Annotated in this window: 24 protein-coding genes; 11 read left to right on the top strand and 13 right to left on the bottom strand. The window is 58.3% G+C overall.

The genetic code is table 11. The features are described from left to right. Position 1: 1 nt before the first annotated feature. Positions 2-313 (bottom strand): HalOD1 output domain-containing protein, encoded by a 312-nt coding sequence (locus LIX15_RS08055; RefSeq protein WP_227773223.1) that lies wholly within the window; start codon positions 311-313, stop codon positions 2-4. A 673-nt stretch (positions 314-986) separates the two neighbouring features. Here LIX15_RS08055 and LIX15_RS08060 point away from each other — a divergent pair. Next, entirely contained in the window at positions 987-1328 is a 342-nt protein-coding gene (locus LIX15_RS08060) for a DUF192 domain-containing protein (RefSeq protein WP_227773224.1), read from the top strand. Positions 1329-1848: 520 nt separating this feature from the next. Here LIX15_RS08060 and LIX15_RS08065 read toward each other — a convergent pair. After that, complete coding sequence (locus LIX15_RS08065; protein WP_227773225.1) at positions 1849-2571, bottom strand: hypothetical protein; 723 nt, start codon at positions 2569-2571, stop codon at positions 1849-1851. A gap of 1 nt (position 2572) precedes the next feature. Next, on the bottom strand, positions 2573-2983 hold the full coding sequence (locus tag LIX15_RS08070) for a DUF4870 domain-containing protein (protein WP_227773226.1): 411 nt from the start codon (positions 2981-2983) through the stop codon (positions 2573-2575). A 147-nt stretch (positions 2984-3130) separates the two neighbouring features. Between LIX15_RS08070 and LIX15_RS08075 the strand changes: the two genes are divergently transcribed. Further along, positions 3131-3916, top strand: coding sequence for a helix-turn-helix transcriptional regulator (locus LIX15_RS08075; protein WP_227773227.1), 786 nt, complete (start codon positions 3131-3133; stop codon positions 3914-3916). Here the strand turns inward: LIX15_RS08075 and LIX15_RS08080 are convergent, their stop codons facing one another. Continuing rightward, the gene (locus LIX15_RS08080; protein ID WP_227773228.1) at positions 3917-4942 is read right to left on the bottom strand and encodes an NAD(P)/FAD-dependent oxidoreductase; all 1026 of its coding nucleotides are present in this window, start codon (positions 4940-4942) and stop codon (positions 3917-3919) included. It abuts the gene before it with no gap. 270 nt (positions 4943-5212) lie between these two features. On the opposite strand from LIX15_RS08080, the gene LIX15_RS08085 reads away from it, so the two are divergent. Next, the gene (locus LIX15_RS08085) at positions 5213-6937 is read left to right on the top strand and encodes an ATP-binding protein (RefSeq protein WP_227773229.1); all 1725 of its coding nucleotides are present in this window, start codon (positions 5213-5215) and stop codon (positions 6935-6937) included. A gap of 11 nt (positions 6938-6948) precedes the next feature. On the opposite strand, the gene LIX15_RS08090 is transcribed toward LIX15_RS08085, so the two are convergent. From LIX15_RS08090 to LIX15_RS32740, 4 genes are all read right to left on the bottom strand, one after another. Then, complete coding sequence (locus LIX15_RS08090) at positions 6949-7110, bottom strand: hypothetical protein (protein WP_227773230.1); 162 nt, start codon at positions 7108-7110, stop codon at positions 6949-6951. Positions 7111-7130: 20 nt separating this feature from the next. Next, the gene (locus LIX15_RS08095; RefSeq protein WP_227773231.1) at positions 7131-7367 is read right to left on the bottom strand and encodes a hypothetical protein; all 237 of its coding nucleotides are present in this window, start codon (positions 7365-7367) and stop codon (positions 7131-7133) included. Between the two features lie 267 nt (positions 7368-7634). Then, positions 7635-9413, bottom strand: a complete 1779-nt coding sequence (locus tag LIX15_RS08100; protein WP_227773232.1) for an asparagine synthase-related protein — start codon at positions 9411-9413, stop codon at positions 7635-7637. 137 nt (positions 9414-9550) lie between these two features. Continuing rightward, a complete protein-coding gene (locus LIX15_RS32740) occupies positions 9551-9676 on the bottom strand; it encodes a hypothetical protein (RefSeq protein ID WP_265338366.1) in 126 nt (41 codons plus the stop codon). A gap of 185 nt (positions 9677-9861) precedes the next feature. Between LIX15_RS32740 and LIX15_RS08105 the strand changes: the two genes are divergently transcribed. Both LIX15_RS08105 and LIX15_RS08110 read left to right on the top strand, forming a co-directional pair. Continuing rightward, the gene (locus tag LIX15_RS08105) at positions 9862-11184 is read left to right on the top strand and encodes a M28 family peptidase (RefSeq protein WP_227773233.1); all 1323 of its coding nucleotides are present in this window, start codon (positions 9862-9864) and stop codon (positions 11182-11184) included. A gap of 108 nt (positions 11185-11292) precedes the next feature. Continuing rightward, positions 11293-11490: a hypothetical protein gene (locus tag LIX15_RS08110; RefSeq protein ID WP_227773234.1), complete on the top strand. Its 198-nt coding sequence runs from the start codon at positions 11293-11295 to the stop codon at positions 11488-11490. 40 nt (positions 11491-11530) lie between these two features. Here LIX15_RS08110 and LIX15_RS08115 read toward each other — a convergent pair whose 3' ends face one another. Next, on the bottom strand, positions 11531-12058 hold the full coding sequence (locus LIX15_RS08115; RefSeq protein WP_227773235.1) for a DUF6789 family protein: 528 nt from the start codon (positions 12056-12058) through the stop codon (positions 11531-11533). A gap of 89 nt (positions 12059-12147) precedes the next feature. Here LIX15_RS08115 and coxB point away from each other — a divergent pair, with 89 nt between their 5' ends. From coxB to LIX15_RS08130, 3 genes are read left to right on the top strand one after another with little or no spacing between them, the layout of a single operon-like run. Next, a complete protein-coding gene (gene coxB, locus LIX15_RS08120; protein WP_227773236.1) occupies positions 12148-12918 on the top strand; it encodes a cytochrome c oxidase subunit II in 771 nt (256 codons plus the stop codon). Further along, positions 12915-15386 carry a cbb3-type cytochrome c oxidase subunit I gene (locus tag LIX15_RS08125; RefSeq protein ID WP_227773237.1) on the top strand — a complete coding sequence of 824 codons (2472 nt, stop codon included), beginning with the start codon at positions 12915-12917 and terminating at the stop codon, positions 15384-15386. Before coxB ends, LIX15_RS08125 begins: the two co-directional genes overlap by 4 nt. A 2-nt stretch (positions 15387-15388) precedes the next feature. Beyond that, the gene (locus tag LIX15_RS08130) at positions 15389-15649 is read left to right on the top strand and encodes a cytochrome C oxidase subunit IV family protein (protein WP_227773238.1); all 261 of its coding nucleotides are present in this window, start codon (positions 15389-15391) and stop codon (positions 15647-15649) included. A gap of 13 nt (positions 15650-15662) precedes the next feature. Here LIX15_RS08130 and LIX15_RS08135 read toward each other — a convergent pair whose 3' ends face one another. Together LIX15_RS08135 and LIX15_RS08140 are read right to left on the bottom strand one after the other, a co-directional pair. Then, a complete protein-coding gene (locus LIX15_RS08135) occupies positions 15663-16121 on the bottom strand; it encodes a hypothetical protein (protein WP_227773239.1) in 459 nt (152 codons plus the stop codon). 65 nt (positions 16122-16186) lie between these two features. Further along, complete coding sequence (locus LIX15_RS08140; protein ID WP_227773240.1) at positions 16187-16942, bottom strand: SIR2 family NAD-dependent protein deacylase; 756 nt, start codon at positions 16940-16942, stop codon at positions 16187-16189. 124 nt (positions 16943-17066) lie between these two features. On the opposite strand from LIX15_RS08140, the gene LIX15_RS08145 reads away from it, so the two are divergent. After that, positions 17067-17465: a universal stress protein gene (locus LIX15_RS08145; RefSeq protein ID WP_227773241.1), complete on the top strand. Its 399-nt coding sequence runs from the start codon at positions 17067-17069 to the stop codon at positions 17463-17465. A gap of 176 nt (positions 17466-17641) precedes the next feature. Continuing rightward, positions 17642-19372, top strand: coding sequence for a cbb3-type cytochrome c oxidase subunit I (locus LIX15_RS08150; protein WP_227773242.1), 1731 nt, complete (start codon positions 17642-17644; stop codon positions 19370-19372). A gap of 70 nt (positions 19373-19442) precedes the next feature. Here the strand turns inward: LIX15_RS08150 and LIX15_RS08155 are convergent, their stop codons facing one another. Continuing rightward, the gene (locus tag LIX15_RS08155) at positions 19443-19604 is read right to left on the bottom strand and encodes a hypothetical protein (protein ID WP_227773243.1); all 162 of its coding nucleotides are present in this window, start codon (positions 19602-19604) and stop codon (positions 19443-19445) included. 294 nt (positions 19605-19898) lie between these two features. After that, a complete protein-coding gene (locus LIX15_RS08160; protein WP_227773244.1) occupies positions 19899-20390 on the bottom strand; it encodes a DUF6789 family protein in 492 nt (163 codons plus the stop codon). 144 nt (positions 20391-20534) lie between these two features. On the opposite strand from LIX15_RS08160, the gene LIX15_RS08165 reads away from it, so the two are divergent. Beyond that, positions 20535-21380: an aldo/keto reductase gene (locus LIX15_RS08165; protein WP_227773245.1), complete on the top strand. Its 846-nt coding sequence runs from the start codon at positions 20535-20537 to the stop codon at positions 21378-21380. Positions 21381-21395 lie beyond the last annotated feature (15 nt).

Consider the following 21395-nt stretch of genomic DNA (forward strand, 5'->3'; position numbering starts at 1 on the left):
TCTACGTCCCTTCCTCGGGCGGATGAACCGCGATGAGGCCATCGCTCTGGACGAAAATGTAGTGCTCCTCGAACGTGAACCCGAGGTGGCCGTCCGTTCGAATTTTTTCTCCCCTGTGGGGGGAAAACAGCCCGTCCAAAGCGTCCGGGTCGAACTGGTCGTAGAGCGGGCCGATTTCCGTCGGATCTTTGTCCATCGCTTCCGCAACCGCTGTCATGACCGTCGTACTGAGTGATTCTGCGTCCGTCCAGTCGTGGGTCGTGTGGTACGTCGTCGGTGGCGCTTCCGCTTGGGATGTGTTTGATTTGCTCATTAGAGACACCTTCTGAGTGTGGGACTCGTGTTCGTCACACATACACCCTGAAAAATCATAAACCCCTGTCAGACGAAAAACCGGTCGTGGTCATACGCGAGCAGCAAAAAGGCAAGCAAGAGCCCTCCTCGATCACCCCCCATCCGTCATACGCGCCGCAGTCGTGCGATTTTGATGTTCGAAGACGCAAAATGAGGGACGAAACGCAGTAGGACGATTGTTGGAGTACGATGTCGAACGTCACGGTTTGAAATCCGCTTAACAGGTAGTTAAAACCGATTAATCGATCAATAGTATTAATATTAAATATAATATAATTTTCCATGTCGTAGGTCGAAATCGCCGCCACACTCAGCCACCAGTTCGGTGCCACTCCCGTCCAGATTGCAAACTTTTGGCTCTCGATTACCCTTCCATTGTTCGACAACCCGTTGGTTTTCGATGAACTAGATGGGGAATTTTTCCGCTATTCACCGGACTGCTGGCGTTCCACCTCGTGACGTTCTTTCTGGGCCGAAATTACCGACAAGAAACGGCGTAGCGATGACCATGGAGTGCGACAGCGCCACGGAACATCCCGCGTTGAGAACCCACTGCTAATCCCTCTATGTGGTTTCGTCGATTTCCACGATGTGGGCGAAACGTTCGAAGGGAACGAGCCGAAAGCTATCCCATGCGCGTCGTTCGGAGACGAGACGGAGTCGAACAAACGGTTTCCTCACGGGCATACCGAGTTGATTCGCTCGGTTCTCGGATTCGCGGATTGATCCACCTACTTCGACGCGATGACTGCGCGCTCGCGTTCGATTTCGACTCGGTCGCGGAGCGTCACGCTTCGACGCTACTCACACCGCTGGCGCTCGATGTGGTGTGGACTGAACGCGGACGGGTGACGCGAGTTGTCCGTTTGAATCCGTGGACGGGGTTCACACGTGGGAGGGGAGACGGCGTGCTCGAATTTCCGGCAGGTGTCGCGGACGACGTCCGGCCAGGCGACGAACTCGTCGTTCGTTAGTCCCAGTCGTCCCGTTCGATGGTGTAGCCACCGCATTCGGGACAAACTTGATACAGAACTGCAAAAGAGGCCTCACATCCTCGACATTCGTATGGGTCGTTCGAATTGGATTTCGACTCCGAACGTACCCCGAGTCGTCGCATCAGTCCCATGCCCCGCAATTCGAAGGTGATAACTAAATAGTTCACCAGAGCGGAGTGAAAGTGAAACCGTAATTTGTTGTCTTCTATCGTCTGTAAGTATTCTCCGGGAAATTTCAAAATAACGGCAGCCGGATAACGGTTTGAAACCGTACGGTGTAATCGACGGCGTTTTTGGTCAGTAAATTATTATTTACGCCACTGAACTTTCCGGAAATATATGCGTTCTCGTTCAGGTTCTCGCGACGATTCTCGGTGTTGTATTACCGTTTGTCATTGTATATTGGTTGGTTCGTTCGTTCCGAGCGATTCGTAAAGGGTGTACGGTGGCGAACGGCAGAGACGATTAACGCAAAATAACTCGAGATTACATGAAACCGTTACTTCGCCTCGTACTCCACGAGTTTCACTTCCAGCACGGTTTCCCCATTCTCGTCGTAGTACGCGGAGTACGGCGCAACGCCGTGATCGGGCGAGTAACACCCGACTCTGGCGACCGAGCCGTCGATTCGCACTTCGGAATAGTAACATTCGATTCCGGCGTAGGTTCGTTTTTCGGTCACTTCGTAGGCCATCGTTCCGTCCTGCGTCGTGAAACTCCACGACTGGCCGACCCGGAGGTCTTTGCCGTAGGCGTTGCTCATCGCACCCGCGTACATCGTCTGGACGGCATACTGGCCGCCGGGAACGAATGCGAGGTCGATGATTGCGTCGTCACGGTTGACGGTCATGGACGATTCGTGTTTCTCTCCGCCGAACTCGAAGATGCTGTTCAGGGTGACGTTCTCGCCGTCGATGGCTTGAATGTCCCAGACAAGTTTCCCGGAGCCTTCCCTCGCGTCCATCACATCGAAGGTGTACGTTCCGGGCCGGTCGAACCGGAACGGCTGAAAGCTATTTTCGCCCGTCTCGCCCTCGCTGTTGCTCGCACCGTTTGCCTCGTCGTCTCCTCCGCCGTCACCCGCAATGTTCGCACCGTCGTTTTCGCCACCGACGCCGTCTCCCGCGATTACATCCTCGGCGTTCGGGGCGCTGGAACCGAATCCGGCGCAACCGGTTAGAACGACCGTGAAGACGACGAAAATCGTTGCTGTGCGTTTCATTTTATGCAATTCTGTCCGCAACATTCCCGAACACAGGCATGTGGTGGGTGTCGCCCGAGTAGGCTTTGTACATCAAGAATAACCACCCGAGGAATGCGGCGAATCCGACGACGAAATAGGCGAGCGAAAACATGAGCGAGAACAATCCTCCTACTCTCGGAATAAAGAGCAGTGCGAACTGCACGAACGTCATCGCCACATAGACGAGAAACAGTCCGATCCCGAATGCGATGCTCTGTGCCGAGTGGAATTTCACGAACTCGTTTTCGCTTTCGAGGACGAAAAAGAGGATGCCAGTAAGCGGACTCAAAAGGTACGCGAGTGCCCCGGCGAGATTTTCGTCCAATCCAGTTCCGGTTTTCGAACTAGTCGATTCCGTTACTTCGGTCGTCGTTTTTGGTTCGACAGCCATGAATAGAAATGGGATGGTTGTCTAATGTAGTTACTGAGTGATATTTTCCCGGAACGCGGAACGATCTCGAACGGTGGACAGTTTCCGGCTCGTGCTACAGTTTTCGGGGCGTGAAACACTATACCATGGTAGTGCCAAGTACAATCAATGAACAGCAGTAGTGATTCAGAAATCGTGGTCACTGCGGTTAAGCGAGCGAACACTCTGCGAGCGCTCAGCGACCGACCACTGACGAGGTCGGAACTCCAAGCCGACATCGGCGTATCGCGGACGACGACGCACCGAATCGTCCGCGACTTGACTGAAAAGTCGCTCGTTCGCCGTATCGATGGCACGTACGAACTCACCCCGTTGGGTCGAATCATCGCTACCGAAGTAAAAGCGCTGCAAGATACGGTTGAGTTGGCAGTCAAGTTGGAACCGCTCCTACCGTTACTTGACGGAACCGGAATCGACGTCGAACTGCTCACCGACGCGACAATAACGGTGCAGAAACCGGGCGATCCGTACCAACCCGTCCGTCGGTTCGTCTCGCTTCTCCGCGATTCGAAAACCCTTCGTGGATTCGATACGACGACCATTGCCCCGATGTACGTGGACGAAATCCGCGAAAACATCTTCGACGGCATGCAGACCGAAATCATCTATCTCCCGACGGTTATCGATCAAATTCTCTCCGACCACCGAAAGGCGACGACGCAAGCCATCGACGGCGGCCACCTCGAATTGCTCGTCCACGAGCGACTGCCGTTCGGATTGGCGATGTTTGACGACAGAATCGGCGTCGGTGGCTACGACGAGATAGGCATCCTCCGCGTGTTTGCGGACACGGCAAACCCCGACGTTCGGGAGTGGGCTGAATCACTGTACGAGCGGTATTACGAGGAAGCGACCCCGCTCGTAGAGCATTCGAACTCCGACGTTGTGTCGTAATTACGTTCGGAGTTTGCTGATTCGCTCGCCGACATCGAGTCCGTTTCCGAGCGCGCGATGTACTCGACCGTCCCCGCTGACCCAGTCGCCGGCGAACCGGAGATTTTCGTCTTCCGCCCTCCGGAGAACGCCCGGGTCGGCACCCGAGTCGGGCAATGCATCGCGCCAGCGAACCACGTCGAACCAGTTCGGGGCCGAAAGCGAGTGGTCGGAAAGAAGGTCTGCAACGCGGTCGGCCGCCGCCGCGACGATTTCCGAATCCTCGCGGTCGTAGTGCTCCGCCGACCAGTTCGGAGCCATCTGAACGATGAGCAGGCTTTCGCCGTCAGGAATATGCCCCGGTTTGCAGGATTCGCGAGCCAGCCAGCCGATTTCGTGTTCCTTGTCCGTGTTCACCAGCGCGTAGTAGGACCGGTCGATTTCGAACGGATAATGAAGCGCGACGGAGAGAATCGTCCTGTACGGAACGTGCCCGACGTGTCTGCGGAGCTCTCTCGCGGTTTCGTCGTCGTCCCACTCCGCGAACTCCAACAGCGATGCGGTCAACGGCGCTGGCGGCGTCAGCACGAGTTCGTCGCACGAACCGTATTCGTTTCCGTCTCCGTCTTCCACGTACCAACCGTCATCCTTCCGAATTCCCACAACTCGGGTGTCGGTTCGGATAGTTGCACCGCTCGCATCCAGCAGTTTCTCGCCGAGCGTTCCGATTCCGCTCCGGTACGTCCATTTCGCCGCATTTTCGTCGCGTCCCTCCGAAATATTTTCGTCCGCGTCGAACGTCCAAACCGGTTTCTCGACATCGACCAAACCATTCGAAAGTTCGCGGATAACGCGCGAGACGCGGTCGTCGTCGCTTTTCACGTAGTTCGCGCCCGTATCGTAGACGCAGTCGGTCCGCTCGCGTGTGGCGGCGCGGCCGCCGACGCGCCCGCTTTTCTCGAACAAGGTGACGGATGCTTCATCTCGAAGAGCGTAAGCGACGCCGAGTCCTGCGACGCCCGCTCCAACGACTGCGACGTGAGTCACGCGGTAGAGCCTCCGGTTCGTACTCGACGGCCGTTTCGACCAGCAATTCGAGTAATAGCGTAGAAATTCATTATCCGACGGTTCGGTCGCTGGCAGGAAAGCGATTGTGGCGACATTCCTTCACCGTTTTCGAACAGATTTGGCGGATGAACGTTTATATTCGAAGACGGAACCACAACCATTCGCCGACCATCCGGTCGTTAATAGTCAACAGTCCGAAGCGTGATGCAAAAATTCAAGGAATCTCTGTCGAATCCAGCTTGCAAGAAGATGGACAATGAACAGCAACTGCCGGTGGGCCACCTCGTCGCCGACGAAACCGAGGTTTCGATTCCCGTGGTCGAAATCCTGACGGGGCGCGGGTTCGTCACCGGAAAATCGGGGTCGGGGAAGTCGAACACCGCGTCGGTCATCGTCGAACAACTACTGGATGCAGGCTATCCGGTCGCCATCATCGACGCTGACGGCGAGTACTACGGCTTAAAAGAGGAGTACGAACTGCTCCACGCCGGGGCTGACGAGGAGTGTGACATCCAAGTCGGAGCGGAACACGCCGAGAAAATCGCGTCGCTCGCGCTCGAACAGAACGTTCCCATCATCGTGGACGTGTCAGGCTATCTCGACGAGGACGAGGCCGACGAACTCATCCGAGAAACGGCGCGGCACCTGTTCGCCAAGGAAAAGAAGTTGAAAAAACCGTTCTTGCTCGTGGTCGAGGAGTGCCACGAGTACATCCCCGAAGGCGGTGGAATGGGCGAAACTGGAAAAATGCTCATCAAGGTTGGCAAGCGCGGACGAAAACACGGACTGGGCGTGATGGGCATCAGCCAGCGCCCCGCCGACGTGAAAAAGGATTTCATCACGCAGGCGAACTGGCTAGTCTGGCATCGCCTGACGTGGGAAAACGACACGAAAGTCGTCAGCCGAATCGTCGGCGACGAGTACGGCGACGCAGTTCCAGATCTCAACGCCGGAGAGGGATTCGTCCAAACGGACTGGACGGACGGCGGGATTCGGCGGGTACAGTTCAATCGCAAGCAGACGTTCGACGCGGGCGCAACCCCCGGGTTGGACGACTTCGAGCGCCCCGAACTGAAGTCAGTCAGCGATGCGCTGATGGGTGATTTGGAGGACATCACGGAGCTTCAGGAGCAAGAACACAATCGAGTTGCGGAACTGGAAACCCAACTGGAACGCAAAGGCGAGCGAATCGCGGCGCTGGAAGACGAACTCCAAACCGCTCGCGACGTGTCCGCCGCCGCACGGAAGATGGCCAACGCACTCGCCCACGGAGAGGTTGGCGCCCCGGAGGATTTCGGCCAACAACTTCGAGAGAAAAACGAGCGAATTCGCGAACTCGAAGCACGGGTTGCCGAACTGGAAAACGAACAGACCGACTTGAATGCTTTCGAGACGGGTGGGAACGACGAACGAGCGGATAAAGAACGAGCGACCGAAACGGGAGAAGACGAAGAAACGACTTCTCCCGACTCGCCCACCGAGCAGGAAGCAGTGAAAAAAGGAACATCGACTCCGGAAACCGAAGCCGACGACGAAAGTGCAACCGCGGAGAAAGACGACCCCGTCGAGGCCTACCGAAAACAGCTTCGCCAGCGCGGCTACGAGCTCGGCAAGGCGGTTTCTCGGAAATCCGTTTCCGAAACCGCGTCGCTCGTGGAACTGGCCAATGCCGACCCCGTGGTGGTTCGCATCGACGCGGCGCGACGGGAATCGCTCTGCAACGACGATCACACGTGGGATATTATCGCCACGCTCGCGGCGGATGGCCTGATGACGGTTCACGAAATCGCGGACAAGGTGACGGCGTCCGTCGAACAGATTCAGAGTCTTCTCACCGAACTCAGAACTCGGTCGCTCGTCACGCGTAACGATTCCCGACAGTACGCCCTCGACCGGTCGGGAATGGTTTCGATTATCAACGACCCCGACGAGCGAGCGCACAACACTGAACTACACGGACAGTGGCGCGAATAATCAACGAGAAACTAGCGCCACTCCTCTTCGATTCCGACGTCGCGCTCCGCGTCCCGTAATCCTCGCGGTTGCCACTCGCCGGACGCTCGGCATCGGCGGATGAGAACGCCACCCACCGAAAGGAGCGTGACGAAGACGAAGAGTTCGATGAGGAGGAACACGCCGACGTTCATCAAAGGAAATACGCGTCGCGTTAGCCTTGTTCTTTCGGTTCCACGGAATCAGTCGTGCGAAGGAACTGGATCGCGCCAGCAATCATCAGTCCCGCGCCGAGCGTCATGGCGACGAGATCAACGTTCGCCCCGCCCCCGTACAGCTCGGAGTATCCGAGAAACGCTAGCCAGCAGACGCCTAATACGGTGAGGATATGTGTATTCCGGCGGCTTTCGGTTGTTTCGTTTGTCCGTTTGTCTGTTGTTCGTCGGTCCACTCGTGACCAGCCTGTCTCCCACTGTTTCCCCGTGGTTTATAAATTTTTATCAGAAGGCCTGAAAAGCGGTAGAACCGGCGATAAATAGACCGAAAACCAATAATTATTAAAATTTAGTGAATATATGTTTTATTTTGGTTGTGGCCACGCTCGAGAGAGTTGGCATACCGATGTGCCGCATGCCCGGCAGTATGATGGTCAAATCAACTGTATTTGAACTTCTTATCTGGGATCATTATACCATGGATAATTTAAATATACTCGCTATCACGCTGGTACGCTTTGGCCCGCGGACGGACGGAGCGTGTCCAGGTGCTTCTGCAACCAGAGTTCGACGGTCGTTAGCGCTGAAATTGGCTTGATGTAATCTCCTCGTTCGTCCAGATGCTCGCGCTGGAGGTCGCGTATCCCGTCCGAATTGAAAATGTCGCGGGTGCAGGCGTCGTCGAGGAGGTCGTTGATGAACGCTTGCATCTTGGTATCCGTCCGATACCAAATGCCCATCTGCGACGTGGTTTGGCCGAAAACTCGCTTTTTCACGTTGTCCGTGACGAATCCCGCCGCGTGAAGCGCGAGCGGAGAGGTCGGCGGGCGGTTCGTCCGGTTGTACGGTACGTTCGCCGCAGCTCCGGCGACTCGACGGGCGACTTCTAGTTTGAGCGGCGCGACGGCGGACGGAACCTTGCCGCGAGTGCCGGGAATCGAACCGATTCGATACCGATCGTACGGCATTCGCGCGACGTGGTTCATGAACTTCCCGTCCGCGAACGGGACGCGAGTTCCGGCTTGACTTCGATAGAGGCGATTCGACCGGAAGTGGGAGTCCGCAAAAATTTCCCACAGTGCGTCGAGCGTCCTGTGTTCTCGTCGGGGCTGTGTGCTTCTTTCGACCACGCGTCCGAGCGATTGGTTTGGGGAAACATCCGCGGAAAGGAGGGTTTGCACGTCAGCGGGGGATAACTGACTTTTTAGGACTGAGAGGGCGTCAACCGGTTGTTTTCCGGTCAGATACGAGCGATACATCACGTCGCCGAAAAATTCGCCTTGACTGCTTCCTTCGAACAGCACGTCTACCTGTCCGGAGACGCTGTTCAACGAGGGCGCGAGATTGACGAAAAACGACCACTGTAACATCCCGTCCATGATGTCCACGCCGCGTTCGATGGCGTTCACGAACTCTTCGACGGAGTAGTCGTGAAACTGGTTCGGAAGTTCGAGCGAGTCGGCGACGCGCTCCGCACCGATTCGGTCTTCCTGCGTCGCAGAATTGTCGTAGGTGAACGTCTGAACGGGGCCGATTTCGTCTTTCAGCGCGGCGGCGAGCGTCCTGCTGTCCAGTCCGCCGGAGAGCCACACCCCCGCTCGTCCATCGATAGTGTCCGCGACGTTGCCGACGACCTCGCGGTAGCGTCGAACTGCCTCATCGACGTACCCCTCCTGTGGCGCGATGCCGAAGTCGGGTTCCCAGTATCGCTGCGTCTTGACGTTACCATTTTCGTGGTGTAGGTAGGTGGCGGGCCGAAGCGAACGAACGTCCGAAACGAGCGTTTTTCGACCGTACACGTACCCCATGTGGAGCAAGTCGCTCACCCCCCGTTCGTCCACTCGCGGGTCGTGCAGTTGCGTGACGAGCGATTTGAGTCCGCTTCCGAACAGGAATCCGTTAACCATCGAGTAGTAGCACGGTCGCGTCCCGATTTTGTCGGTTGCGACCACGGTAGAGGTTCGGTCAGCGACTGCAAGCAGAAACGGGCCACTGAGTTCCGGAAGCGTGCGATCCGGGTCGGCAAGCACCCGTTCGAAGATTTCGGCGGTCGAAAGCCCCAACTCGGCGCGATTCGACACCACGCCGTGAAGGACGCCGATCCGGTCGCCGTCTCGCCACGTCGTCCATCCGCGTGCGTCTCGCTCGCCGTGGTGAACGAGTCCGATACGATAGTCGCCAGTCGAGAGTTCGGCGGTTCCATACCACGATTCGTCGTCCATCGCGTCTACCATCTCGCCGATAGCACGACTGCTGACGGTACCACCAGTTACGCCGGGCATAGCAAAACGGTTCACCACTGCCTATATTGTTATGAGACGCCTTCGGGGGAATTAGACCGCACCTTCGGCGAATGGTAGGCCAACAAAAAGGAGGTTGAGTTGGTCTACTTCGGTCAATTGGTCAATCGTTCGAACAGCTAGTTCGATTCGGTTGTCGCGTCTTGTGCGACGACGAGATCGAAGGAATCACAGTCGGGTTCGTCATCGGGCGTCAGATACCCCTCGGCGAAGCCAGTGTACGCCTGTCCGCCTTCGACTTCCACGTCGAACGTCGGGTCGGCAAGCCGCTCGACGGCCGTGCCGTCCGAGTCTGGTCTCCGCTGAAAGATAGCCGTTCAGTTATCGACCGCGGGCCGTTCCGTATTCCGTCGTTAGGAGTGGCGCGGCCGATTGCTGTAAGGCGTGCCGGGTTCAGGAGGTTCTTGGTGCCTGCGCGGGACGAACTACCATGCCAAGAATACCAAAATCGGTCGCCGGAGACGCCGTCACGAGCACGGAATCGTGGGACACTCTCGAAGCGCTCGTCTCCGTCGGCAACCGGATGGCGGGGCAGTCGGGCGAAGCGGAGGGCGCGGAAATCATCGCGGCGACCTTCGAGCGCGGCGGCGTGCGCGCCGTCGAAATCGACGAGTTCGAGATTCCCGGTTGGTGGCGCGGGTCGTCCTCGCTTTCGGTCGGTGGCGAGACTCTCACGGCAGATCACGAGGTCGTCGCGCTCCCCGGAACGCCGAGCGGCGAGGCGACGGGCGAACTCGTGGACGTCGGCTACGGGCTCGCCGAGGATTTCGAGAAACACGATTTGGACGGCAAAATCGTGATGGCCTCCAGCGAGACGCCGGAGGACCGCGGGCGCTGGATTCATCGGATGGAAAAATACGTCTGTGCGGCGAACGCGGGTGCGGTCGGATTCGTCTTCCGAAACCACGTCGATGGTTGTCTTCCCCCGACGGGGGAAATCGGCTACCACAACCGCCCCGGTCCGATTCCGGCGGTCGGCGTCTCCGCCGAAGTCGGGGCACGACTGCTCCGCGAGCACGAAAATGATGACGCGACGGTCTCCGTCGAGTGCCGAAACGAGCCGACGAGTTCCAGAAACGTCGAGGCGGTCGTCGGCCCTGACACGGACGACGAAGTGCTCGTCACCGCCCACATCGATGCTCACGACATCAGCGAGGGCGCGAACGACAATGGGGCGGGAAGCGCGCTCGTCGCCGAAATCGGGCGGATACTGAGACAGGTCGAACTGGATACCCGGGTTCGACTCGTCACCTTTGGGTCGGAGGAAATCGGCCTCTATGGCGCGTACCACTGGACCGAAACGCACGATCTCGATTCGGTGAAGTGCGTCATCAACATCGATGGCGCGGGAAACTCCCGAAATCTCGGCGTCGGAACGAACGGGTTCGCCGAACTCGGCGAAACGTTCGAAGAAGTGACCGAAGACATGCAAGTCCCGCATTCGACGCACGACGGAATCAGTCCGCACGGCGATCAGTGGGCGTTCGTGCAGGAAGGCGTTCCATCCGTAATGGCTTACTCGCGTTCGGGGGGAAGCGGACGCGGCTGGGGCCACACGCACGCCGACACGCTGGATAAACTCGACATCCGCGACCTGCGGGCGATGGCGCTCGTTCTCTCGAACGCGGTCGTCGCGGCTGCGGAAGAAGAACGCGAGATTCCGCACAAACCCCGCGAGCAGATTCGGGACGGCATCGACGAGGGCTACGTCGAGGAGTTGAAACTCGGCGGTCGGTGGCCATACGACAAGTGACTTGGGTCGGGTGACACCGTCCGAGAATCGGCTTCCGTCCCCCGAATAGCACCACCATGCCAATGCAAGCATGGAGCCTTTTACCCGTAAGCGCCGTTTTTATGTATGATGACCACCATCGACCTCAGTGACAGCGACATCAACCGTCTCGTTTCGATACTGTCGGAATACCAGATGCAGACGGGGAAGGACGTCGAAGACCTGCTCGAAACGTTTCAGCAAGAGAAACAGGAACCGGAAGAGGTGTACTCGACGTCGATGCAACCGCCCGACGAGAGCAACGAAAACGAGTCGTCGTGGGAGTAGAATGAGAAAGGTCAGGGGAATGGACGCGAAAGTGTCGGGCTTACACCAACGTGGTCGGGCGTTTCGACAGATAATCGAAGACGGCCCCGAGTGCGAACCCGTAGGCGAAGTGAGAGAGCAGGGTCAACACGAGATACAGCACGAGCAGGAAGCCGGTGTAGCCGTCGTAGAACGCGAGGGCGAATCCGGTCCAGAGGACGAACCCGTAGGGGATGCCCTTCGTGGCGTACTTTTCGCCCGGCAGGTACGAACCGATGGAGGCGAACAGAAGCGGCCACGTCACCATTCCGCCGCCGAGGAAGACGAGGTAGCCGACCGCCGCCGGATTCGCGGGAAATAGCACCCCGGTTCCGGTGAGGTCGGCGAGAACCGCGAACGAGTTCAAATCGAACGCGTTCAGGGTTGCCGCGACCATGAGAACCGCGGTCATGACCGCGGTGCCGACCAAACCGCCGACGGCGCCGATGAAGCCGTCCACGACGATTCCGGTGAGGCTGTCGAAATCCGGTTCGGCGGTACCCTCGCTCACATCGACGTCCACGACGGGTTGGGTGTCATTATCTGCCATGTGGAATGGTACCACTTCGAGTGACAAAAATCTTCTCGGTCCAAGCTCCGAAACTCCTAAGATAATGGAAGATCATTAATAATAACGGGATGCTGGAGCACATCCGCCTTTTCCCACTTCACGACGGTGCGAGCGGCCTCATTCCACGCGGAACGCGTGCGGAGGTGTTCCAGCAAATTTTCGGCGTGTTCCTCCTCCTCGGTATTCTCGTAAGCGTCGTCGTCATCGGCTACATGCTCTACACGGCGTATTCGTATCGGGACGGCAACGGAACGCACGAGTTCGACCCGCCGAGACTCGGCGAACTTCCAACCGGCAGCGACGGCGGACGAAAATTGCTCTTTTCGTTCGCTCTGAGCGGCATCATAGTCGTTTCGCTCGTTCTTTGGACCTATGGAACGCTCCTCTACGTCGAAGACGACACGTCGGTCGAAAATCAGGACGCGATGCACGTCGAAGTCGTCGGCTCGCAGTTCAACTGGGAGTTCGTCTATCCGAATGGACACGAGACCAGCACGCTCCGAGTTCCGGAAGGGAAGACGGTTCGGCTCACCGTCACGTCCACCGACGTGTTCCACACGTTCGGCGTCCCCGAGCTACGCGTAAAGACGGACGCGATACCGGGACAGCAGACCGATACGTGGTTCGTCGCGGACGAGACGGGAACCTACGAGGTTCGGTGTTTCGAACTCTGCGGCGCGGGCCACTCCTACATGACCGCTGATGTCGTGGTGATGGAGCGTGGTGAGTACCAATCGTGGTATGAAAACACCGACGATTCGGCGAACAATTCGACGGGCAACTCCGTGAACAACCCTTCGAACAGCTCTGTAAATCAGATGGAAACCAGCTCAGCATGACCGATGAAACCCACGCCCACGGTGCATTTCCCCCGACGAGTTCCATCCGACGATGGCTCGTCACGACGAACCACAAAGATGTGGGTATCCTCTACACGATTACCGCCCTCTTTTTCCTCGTATTCGGCGGAATTCTGGCGCTGTTGATGCGACTTCAGTTGTGGACGCCGGGAATCGGAATTCTCTCTTCGATGTCGTACAATCAGGCCGTCTCAACCCACGGGCTCATCATGATTTTCTGGTTCCTCTCGCCCTTTGCGTTCGGCTTCGCGAACTACGTCGTTCCGCTCCAAATCGGCGCGAAAGACCTCGCGTTTCCGCGACTCAACGCGCTGTCGTACTGGCTCTACCTCTTTTCTGGAATCCTGCTCGGCGTCTCCTTCTTCCAAGGCGGGAGTTTGGCCGGGGGGTGGACGATGTACGCGCCGCTGAACCTTCCTGTCTACACGCCAAACATCGGGGCATCGACGGCGGTGCTGGCGCTGATACTGTTCGTCGCCTCGGTGACGGTTTCATCCGTGAACTTTCTGACGACGATGCACCGAATGCGCGCGGAAGGGATGACCCTCTGGCGGATGCCGCTGTTTTCGTGGACGATTTTGCTCACGGTGTGGATGATGCTGTTCGCGTTCGCGGCGCTTCTCGCGGCGTTGCTCATCCTCGCCTCCGACCGACTGCTCGGGACGACCTACTTCACCGCACAGGCGGGCGGGTCGATTCTCTGGGCGCACCTGTTTTGGTTTTTCGGCCACCCCGAGGTGTACATCGTCTTTTTCCCGGCCGTTGGCGTGATGGCGGAAACGTTCCAGACGTTCACCGGCAGGCGACTCGTCGGACGAAAATGGTTCATCTTGGCGATGATTCTCGTGGCAATTCAGAGTTTCATGGTCTGGATGCACCACATGTTCCTGACAAGCATCAACCTTCAAATCAAAACTCTGTTCATGGCGACGACCATCGGTATCTCGCTTCCCTTCGACCTGATGGTATTCGCGCTCATCTACACGATGATTAAAGGTCGCGTTCGATTCGTCACTCCGTTTCTGTTCTCGTTCGGCGCGCTTTTACTGTTCATTCTCGGCGGCGTTACGGGTGTTTTCCTCGGCGCAGTCGTCCTCGACTACGAGTTTCGGGGTACTTACTGGGTCGTCGCGCACTTTCACTACGTGATGGTCGGCGGCGTGACGGCGCTCGTCGGCGGTCTCTACTACTGGTTCCCGAAGATGTCGGGGAAGATGTACGACGAGTTCCTCGGTAAGGTTCACTTCGCGATGTACTTCGTCGGCTTCAACCTCCTCTACTTCCCGATGTTCATCGCGTGGGAGACACCGCGACGGGATTTCGTCTACGACCCGGCGTTTATCCCGTGGCACCAACTGTCCACCGTCGGCGCGTTCATCCTCGGAACATCGTTCCTCGTGATGTTCTACAACCTCTCGAAAAGTCTCGTTGCGGGCGACCCTGCAGACGGCAATCCGTGGTCGTACTCGACGACGACCGAATGGGCAATTCCCTCGCCACCGCCGCTCGAAAATTTCCCCGGCGTTCCGAGCTTCGCGGACGGGACGCTTCGATTTACACGCGAGACGAGCGGGGAGCGAACCGCGTTAGACAGCGGAGTCGCGGACGGAGCGACCGACGGGGGGATGGTTGCATACGAAAGCGCACGAACACAGGCGACTCGCAGTGGCCGCGGCGGACACGACGAAGACCACGCGAGCATCTGGCCCGTCGTCGTCAGCGTCGGTGCCTTTTTCACGTTTCTTGGACTGTCGGGATTCGAGCAAGGCCAACTCACCGGTGGAATCGCGTATCTCGTCGCACTCGGCGGCGGACTCGCGCTCGGCGGGTTCGCGCTCGTCTCGATGGCCAGAGAGCGATTCCGCGGTCCGGAAGGGCCATTCGGCGAGAGTTGGCCCTTCGCGGGCGTGGAGAACACGAAACTCGGGATGTGGATTTTCCTCGCCTCCGACGTGGTGCTGTTCGGCGCGTTCATCGGTTCGTACGCGTTCATCCGCGTCGCGAGCGGGTGGGTGCAGTGGGAACCAGTTCCCCACGACCCGCTGCCCGGACTGGCGAACACCTACCTCCTGCTCACGAGTAGTTTCAGCATCGTGCTGGCGCTCGTCGCGGCGGAACGAAACAGCAAGCGCGGACTCGTCGCCAGCCTTCTCATCACGTTCGCCCTCGGAGTTGCCTTCCTCGTGAACAAGGCCCTCGAATGGCAGGAGTTGTTCCACGAGGGATTGACGTTTTCCAGTAGCGTCCGAACTTCGACGTTCTACCTCACGACGGGACTGCACGCCGCGCACGTCATTGTCGGCCTGTTCATCGTGTTGTACCTCGTTGGCAGAGCGTGGAACGGGGCGTATCTGGACGACGAGAGACCGGTGGAGTACTTCGGCCTCTACTGGCACTTCGTGGACATCGTCTGGCTGTTCCTCTTCCCCCTGTTTTACATCCTGTAACCATGACCGACGCAAAACTCTACACGACGATTTACATCGTGCTGTTCGCGATGGCGACCGTACAGGTTCTCGTCGAGTTCGCGGGATTCACGTACTGGACTGCCTTCGCAGCAATCATCGCGCTGTCGTTCACGAAAGCGCTGCTCGTCGCGGGCTACTACCAGCATCTCCGATCCGAACCGCGGTCGATTTCGCTTATCGTGCTGGTCGGCCTGCTCGCGGCGCTAGCGTTGACGCTCGCGGCGTCGTACTCGATTATGTGACGTGGATGCACATTCACGCCGTAACGAGTTTGAGCGTCACGACCGCGATAAACAGCACGCCCCACACCCACAGCGCCGCGAGCGTCGCCTGTGCGCTGTCCAACCCTCTAGAGCGGGTGGATTGGTAGGTTCCCCAAAAGACGTATCCGGCGAACAGCGCAATCGAGAGCGAAACGACCGCCAGCCACGCGGTTTGCCGCACTGACGCCGAAACGGCCGTTCCGCTGACGAACAGGATGGCCCCTGCGCCGATTCCGAGAGTGAGGAACAGAAAACAGAGCACCCAGACGGTCTGATTCGCGCCGACCGACCGAAGCAGTTCGAACTCGGCTTCGCCGTCGTTCCAATTCGCATCGGATCGTTTCGACGCGGTGTACTGCTGCCAATCCCTCCCGCGAATCAGTCCGAGACCGAGCAGGACGAGCAGGAATCCCATCACGAAGGCGCTGACGAAGTAGCTCGACGGTGCCATACGTTATCATCTATCATTAGACTTCCAACCGCATAACTATTCGCCCGGCGGAATGTGAACTGCGATCAGTCGGTTACTTCCTCACACAGTGCAGGGAGCACATTGGTCACATTCCCGCGAATATCGAAGTCGGCAACCGCGCTGAACGTTGTTTCGTCGAAGTTCACGACGGCGGTCGTCGCATTATTTCGCTCGGCGATTCGCGGCAGTGAGGCCGCCGGTTCGACGGAGAGCGACGACCCGATTGCGAGGAAAACGTCCGCTTCCCGCGATAGTTTGCGGGCGCGTTGGAGGTCGTTTTTCCCTAACTGCTCGCCGAACAGCACCACGTCCGGTTTGAAAATTCCGTCACAATCCCGACAGCGCGGCGCTCGCGCTCCCGATTCGACGCGTTCCCGAACCGGGCCAGCGTTGGTTCGGCGACCGCAGGAGTCGCAGACGACGTGGTGGGCGTTGCCGTGCAGTTCGATGAGTTCGGCGGATGTCGCGGCCGCGCTCTCGTGTAGACCGTCGGTGTTCTGCGTGACGAGCGCGTGGAGGTAGCTTCCCTCGGCGAGTTCGCGGAGTGCGTCGTGGGCGGGATTGGGTTTGATTCCGTCCCCGAACATCGTTTTGTGAAGTTCGACGCGGTCTTCCCAGAATCCCGCAGGGTCGTTGCGGAATCGGCGGTAATGAAAATCCTCAGGGTCGAAGCGGCTCCAGATGCCGGAGTCGCTCCGAAAATCCGGTATTCCCGATTCGGTACTTATACCCGCACCGGTAAGCACGACGACGGATTCGGCGTCTCGGACGTTCGCCGCGAGGGGTGCGACCTGTTCCATACGTCTGTATCAGGAGCGGCGGAGTTGAATAGCTGTGGAAGTTTCGGCGAGCGTTCGACGCGGAAAAGTATCATCATTTTTCCCTGCCATCCACTTTATATCACCCCCGGTTCTCTTTCCGCGCATGACCCACATCGTCGTCGGAACCGACAGCACCGAGACGAGCGAGAAAATCTGTGCGTATCTCCGGTCGCGGCTCGACGGGAACGAGTCCATCTCGGTTCTCAACTCGCTCCACGGTGGTAACGACGAGGAGAAAGTGAGGGACGGACAGGAAGCCCTGTCGGTCTTCGAGGAACAACTGGCGGAACTCGCGACCGTCGAGACGGAACAGAACACGGCGGCCAGCGACCCGGCGCACGACATCCTCACGCTCGCGGACGCAGAGGACGCCGACGAAATAATCATCGGGCTGAGTCAAAAGCGAAGTCCGGCCCAGAAGGTGCTGTTCGGCAGTATCACCCAATCCGTGCTTACGCAGACGGACCATCCGGTCGTTGGTGTTCCGCTGAAACCTGACTGAGACGGCGTCCGATTTCGGTCTGTTCCCGTTTCGGTTCGGATTTCCAACCCGATTCCGTTTTCACTCCGTGAGAATGGCCCGGAGGATTAAGAGACGTCCGTCCCAACCACCGGCTATAACCCGTATCGTGCGGCAACCATCGCCAGCATTCGACGACATCGCGCACCCGACTACAAATGAACCTCTTCGGTGAAGCCGCCGCTGGTGCAGGACTCGGTATCGCACTGGTAGCGGTCGCACTCTGGCTGTCTCGTTCGATAGATGAGCAAACGAAGGTCTCAAATCCCAAACCCGACGGGGGATACGCCACTGGTTTCGAATCTGGATATGGCAAGCCGGCCGGCCTCGTCAGGTGGATAACGACGGTTGACCACAAGGATATCGGCGCGCTCTACCTGTTATTAGGCGCGGTAGCGTTCTTCTGGGGCGGCACGGACGCCATGATGATTCGGACGGAACTGTTCACCTCGCAGGTGGACGTGTGGAACGCCGAAACTTACAACGGCCTGTTCACGATGCACGGCGTCACAATGCTGTTCTTCTTCGCCACGCCCGTCCTGTTCGGGTTTGCGAACTACTTCCTCCCCCTGCTCCTCGGGGCCGACGATATGGCGTTCCCCAGACTGAACGCTATCGGGTTCTGGCTCCTCCCGCCAGCGCTGCTGTTGGTTCGGTTCGGCCTCATTTCCGACGTAGGAGGACACATCATCCAACCCGTTCTGGGGCAAGCCGCCGCACAGCCGTTTTTCGAACTCAAGCCGCCCGAAACCGGGTGGACGATTTACACGCCGCTTTCGGCCGAACAGCCGAATCCGACTATCAACTTGATGCTCCTCGGCCTGCACCTATCCGGGGTTAGCACCACCATCGGGGCAATCAACATCATCGCCACGACGTTCACGCAGCGGGAAGTCGAGTGGGCCGAGATGGACATCCTGTCGTGGACGTTCCTCACACAGGCCGGACTCATCCTGTTCGCGTTCCCACTGCTTGGCAGTGCCCTCATCATGCTCCTCCTCGACCGCAACTTCGGCACCACCTTCTTCGCGGTCGAAGGCGGTGGGCCGATTCTGTGGCAACACTTGTTCTGGTTCTTCGGCCACCCCGAGGTGTACATCCTCGTCCTCCCGCCGATGGGGCTGGTTAGCCTCATCATTCCACGGTTTACCGGACGACGACTGTTCGGCTTCAAGTTCGTCGTCTACTCGACGCTCGCCATCGGCGTCCTCTCGTTCGGCGTCTGGGCCCACCACATGTTCACGACCGGCATCGACCCGCGAATCCGGGCGAGTTTCATGGCCATCTCGCTGGCGATCGCGGTGCCGAGCGCGGTGAAGGTATTCAACTGGATTTCGACGATGTGGAACGGAAACGTCAGGCTGGAAGCTCCCATGCTGTTCTGCGTGGGGTCGATCGCGACGTTCATCATCGGCGGCGTGACGGGAATCTTTCTCGCATCGATTCCCGTCGATTTGGTGCTTCACGACACCTACTACGTCGTCGGCCACTTCCACCTCATCATCATGGGGTTGATTCCGTTCGCCATGTTCGCCGCCGTCTACTACTGGTTCCCGCTGTTTACGGGGCGGATGTTCAACAAGACGCTCGCGCGAATCCACTTCTGGCTCACGTTCATCGGCGTGACGATAACGTTCAACGCGCTCATCGTTCTCGGGATGCTCGGCCTCCCGCGCAGATACGCGGAGTACTTCCCGCGGTTCGAACCCCTCCAGCAGGTCGCAACGGTCGGCGCGGTCATCATCGCGCTCGGAACGATGGTCTGGATGTGGAACATGCTCCAGTCCTACCGAAAAGGGCCGATTGTTACGGATGCTGATGTATGGAATTTAAAGGAGTACGGCTTCTTCACCGGCGAATGGCAGTGGTTCGAGAAGCGGTTGAAGTAGCGACGTTACTGCTTGTTTTCGCGAGAGAGTGATACTCTGACTGCCAAGTAACCGTATCCCCTCGTCGCGGTCACTCGGCGGTTCGAACCGTTCCATCCTCGATGCGGACGACGGTGTCGAACAGGCGGCTCAGCTGCGGATCGTGGCTTATAGTGACGGGTGCGGTTTCAGTGACGGCGCGGAGAGTGAGAAACGGGGTAATCTCCGAACCCGTTCGCAGTTCGCTTGGCAACTCTCCCCAACTGTGTGGAATATCGTTCGGTATCCGACAAGAGACTGTCCCGAACGCCGGGAAACACGATCGTTTTTAGCGGAACAGGTGACGCAACCGGCCGAAAGAAGACGCACCTGGCGAACAAAACGGGTTTCCTTCTCAGATGTTGGTTAAGATCGTTTTGAGAGCTTTGTTCGCGTCCGACGAGCAGCAGACCGTTACAGAATGTTATAACAGGGGGACAAGGAACGTGTCGGGTCGATGTCAATGCAGTGCAGGGATGCGTATAACGACCACTTCGAAGAGAGACTGTTACTGCGTTGTCGGTTGGTGCGTAAATCGCGCATATAGAATACCAAGTGAATAACCGTAGGCGAGATGGGCGAGCAGAGTAAAAACCAGATAGAGGACGAAAAACGGCCCTTCGAGCTGTAGGCCCGCCGACCCCAACAGGAGGAACGCGGCCCAGAGAATCAGCGCGAAAACGATGCCGCGGATTCCGACGTCCTCCCCGGCCGGAATCACCCGCAGGTTGTCATCTATCGCCGCGAACAACAGGGGCCAAACGACAACGCCAGCGAAGACGAACACCGCGAATCCGAGGTACAGTTGGCCTGGCATGCCAACGAACTCGGCGACTGCGGCGGGGACGCCGAGTGCGAATCGGGTTTCCGCCTCGGCGATGGTGAAGATAAACAACATCAGGCCGGTACTTACGATACCCGCTTTGAGGGTTTGGAGCGCCTCCCAAACGGCGGGTGGGAGGCCGGATTCATCGTCGAATCCAGCGACTTCCTGTGACATACTAACAGGCATGAGCGGAAGCGATTTATAAGTACTGCCATTTCACCGGGAATCAACGCGGTGGGGTTCGATAGCGCAGTTTCCCTCGATTAACCAATTCAGTTTGCCAAAAGAGGTTACCCATTGTCTCACAATCGTCCGTGCATGGCACTTGAAAACGAGAGCGACACGTTCGACATCGGCGGCGAGATGACCGTTCATCGCCTGGGATATGGTGCGATGCGGCTCACCGGCGAGGATATCATCGGCAAGCCCGACAGCGAGGAAGAGGCGCGTCGCGTCCTCCACGAAGCGATTTCTCTCGGCGTGGATTTCATCGACACGGCGGACTCCTACGGCCCCTGCGTCAGCGAGCGACTCATCGGGGACGCCCTGCATCCCTACCCCGATAATTTGGTCGTCGCGACGAAAGGGGGGCTCCTGCGAAACGACGACGGGGATTGGCTCCCCAATGGGGACCCGGACTACCTCAGAAACGCGATTTTGGGTAGTCTCGATCGCCTCGGAACCGACAGCATCGACCTGTACCAACTTCACCGCCCCGACCCGGACGTGGAGTTTTCGGACTCAGTACACGCGCTCGCGGAACTCAAGGACGAGGGGAAAATCGACCACGTCGGCCTGAGCAACGTGGACACAGACCAACTCGAAACGGCCCGCGACATCGTGGAGGTTGCGACCGTGCAGAACCAGTACAACGTGGCCAATCGCGAACACGAAGAAGTCCTCTCGGCCTGCGAGGACGCCGGTATCGGGTTCATTCCGTGGTATCCGCTCGGCGCGGGCGATTTGGGCGACAAAGCCGACGCACTGCGCGAGATTGCAAACGACCACGGCGCTTCACAGCGACAAATCGCGCTGTCGTGGTTGCTCCACCACTCGCCCGTCACGCTCCCGATTCCCGGCACGTCGAGCGTGGAGCATCTCCACGCGAACGTCAAATCGGCCTCGATCGAACTTTCGTCGGACGAGATGGAACGGTTAGACTGAACAGCGCGGCGAGAA

The sequence above is a fragment of the Haladaptatus pallidirubidus genome (assembly GCF_020700235.1).
Taxonomy (GTDB): Archaea; Halobacteriota; Halobacteria; order Halobacteriales; family Haladaptataceae; genus Haladaptatus; species Haladaptatus pallidirubidus.

What these genes read in the sequence shown, in the direction of transcription:
- LIX15_RS08055 (WP_227773223.1), bottom strand. Translation starts at nt 313, where the DNA reads ATGAGCAAATCAAACACATCCCAAGCGGAAGCGCCACCGACGACGTAC.
- LIX15_RS08060 (WP_227773224.1), top strand. Translation starts at nt 987, where the DNA reads ATGCGCGTCGTTCGGAGACGAGACGGAGTCGAACAAACGGTTTCCTCA.
- LIX15_RS08065 (WP_227773225.1), bottom strand. Translation starts at nt 2,571, where the DNA reads ATGAAACGCACAGCAACGATTTTCGTCGTCTTCACGGTCGTTCTAACC.
- LIX15_RS08070 (WP_227773226.1), bottom strand. Translation starts at nt 2,983, where the DNA reads ATGGCTGTCGAACCAAAAACGACGACCGAAGTAACGGAATCGACTAGT.
- LIX15_RS08075 (WP_227773227.1), top strand. Translation starts at nt 3,131, where the DNA reads ATGAACAGCAGTAGTGATTCAGAAATCGTGGTCACTGCGGTTAAGCGA.
- LIX15_RS08085 (WP_227773229.1), top strand. Translation starts at nt 5,213, where the DNA reads ATGGACAATGAACAGCAACTGCCGGTGGGCCACCTCGTCGCCGACGAA.
- LIX15_RS08090 (WP_227773230.1), bottom strand. Translation starts at nt 7,110, where the DNA reads ATGAACGTCGGCGTGTTCCTCCTCATCGAACTCTTCGTCTTCGTCACG.
- LIX15_RS08100 (WP_227773232.1), bottom strand. Translation starts at nt 9,413, where the DNA reads ATGCCCGGCGTAACTGGTGGTACCGTCAGCAGTCGTGCTATCGGCGAG.
- LIX15_RS08105 (WP_227773233.1), top strand. Translation starts at nt 9,862, where the DNA reads ATGCCAAGAATACCAAAATCGGTCGCCGGAGACGCCGTCACGAGCACG.
- LIX15_RS08110 (WP_227773234.1), top strand. Translation starts at nt 11,293, where the DNA reads ATGACCACCATCGACCTCAGTGACAGCGACATCAACCGTCTCGTTTCG.
- LIX15_RS08115 (WP_227773235.1), bottom strand. Translation starts at nt 12,058, where the DNA reads ATGGCAGATAATGACACCCAACCCGTCGTGGACGTCGATGTGAGCGAG.
- coxB (WP_227773236.1), top strand. Translation starts at nt 12,148, where the DNA reads ATGCTGGAGCACATCCGCCTTTTCCCACTTCACGACGGTGCGAGCGGC.
- LIX15_RS08125 (WP_227773237.1), top strand. Translation starts at nt 12,915, where the DNA reads ATGACCGATGAAACCCACGCCCACGGTGCATTTCCCCCGACGAGTTCC.
- LIX15_RS08130 (WP_227773238.1), top strand. Translation starts at nt 15,389, where the DNA reads ATGACCGACGCAAAACTCTACACGACGATTTACATCGTGCTGTTCGCG.
- LIX15_RS08135 (WP_227773239.1), bottom strand. Translation starts at nt 16,121, where the DNA reads ATGGCACCGTCGAGCTACTTCGTCAGCGCCTTCGTGATGGGATTCCTG.
- LIX15_RS08140 (WP_227773240.1), bottom strand. Translation starts at nt 16,942, where the DNA reads ATGGAACAGGTCGCACCCCTCGCGGCGAACGTCCGAGACGCCGAATCC.
- LIX15_RS08145 (WP_227773241.1), top strand. Translation starts at nt 17,067, where the DNA reads ATGACCCACATCGTCGTCGGAACCGACAGCACCGAGACGAGCGAGAAA.
- LIX15_RS08150 (WP_227773242.1), top strand. Translation starts at nt 17,642, where the DNA reads ATGAACCTCTTCGGTGAAGCCGCCGCTGGTGCAGGACTCGGTATCGCA.
- LIX15_RS08160 (WP_227773244.1), bottom strand. Translation starts at nt 20,390, where the DNA reads ATGTCACAGGAAGTCGCTGGATTCGACGATGAATCCGGCCTCCCACCC.
- LIX15_RS08165 (WP_227773245.1), top strand. Translation starts at nt 20,535, where the DNA reads ATGGCACTTGAAAACGAGAGCGACACGTTCGACATCGGCGGCGAGATG.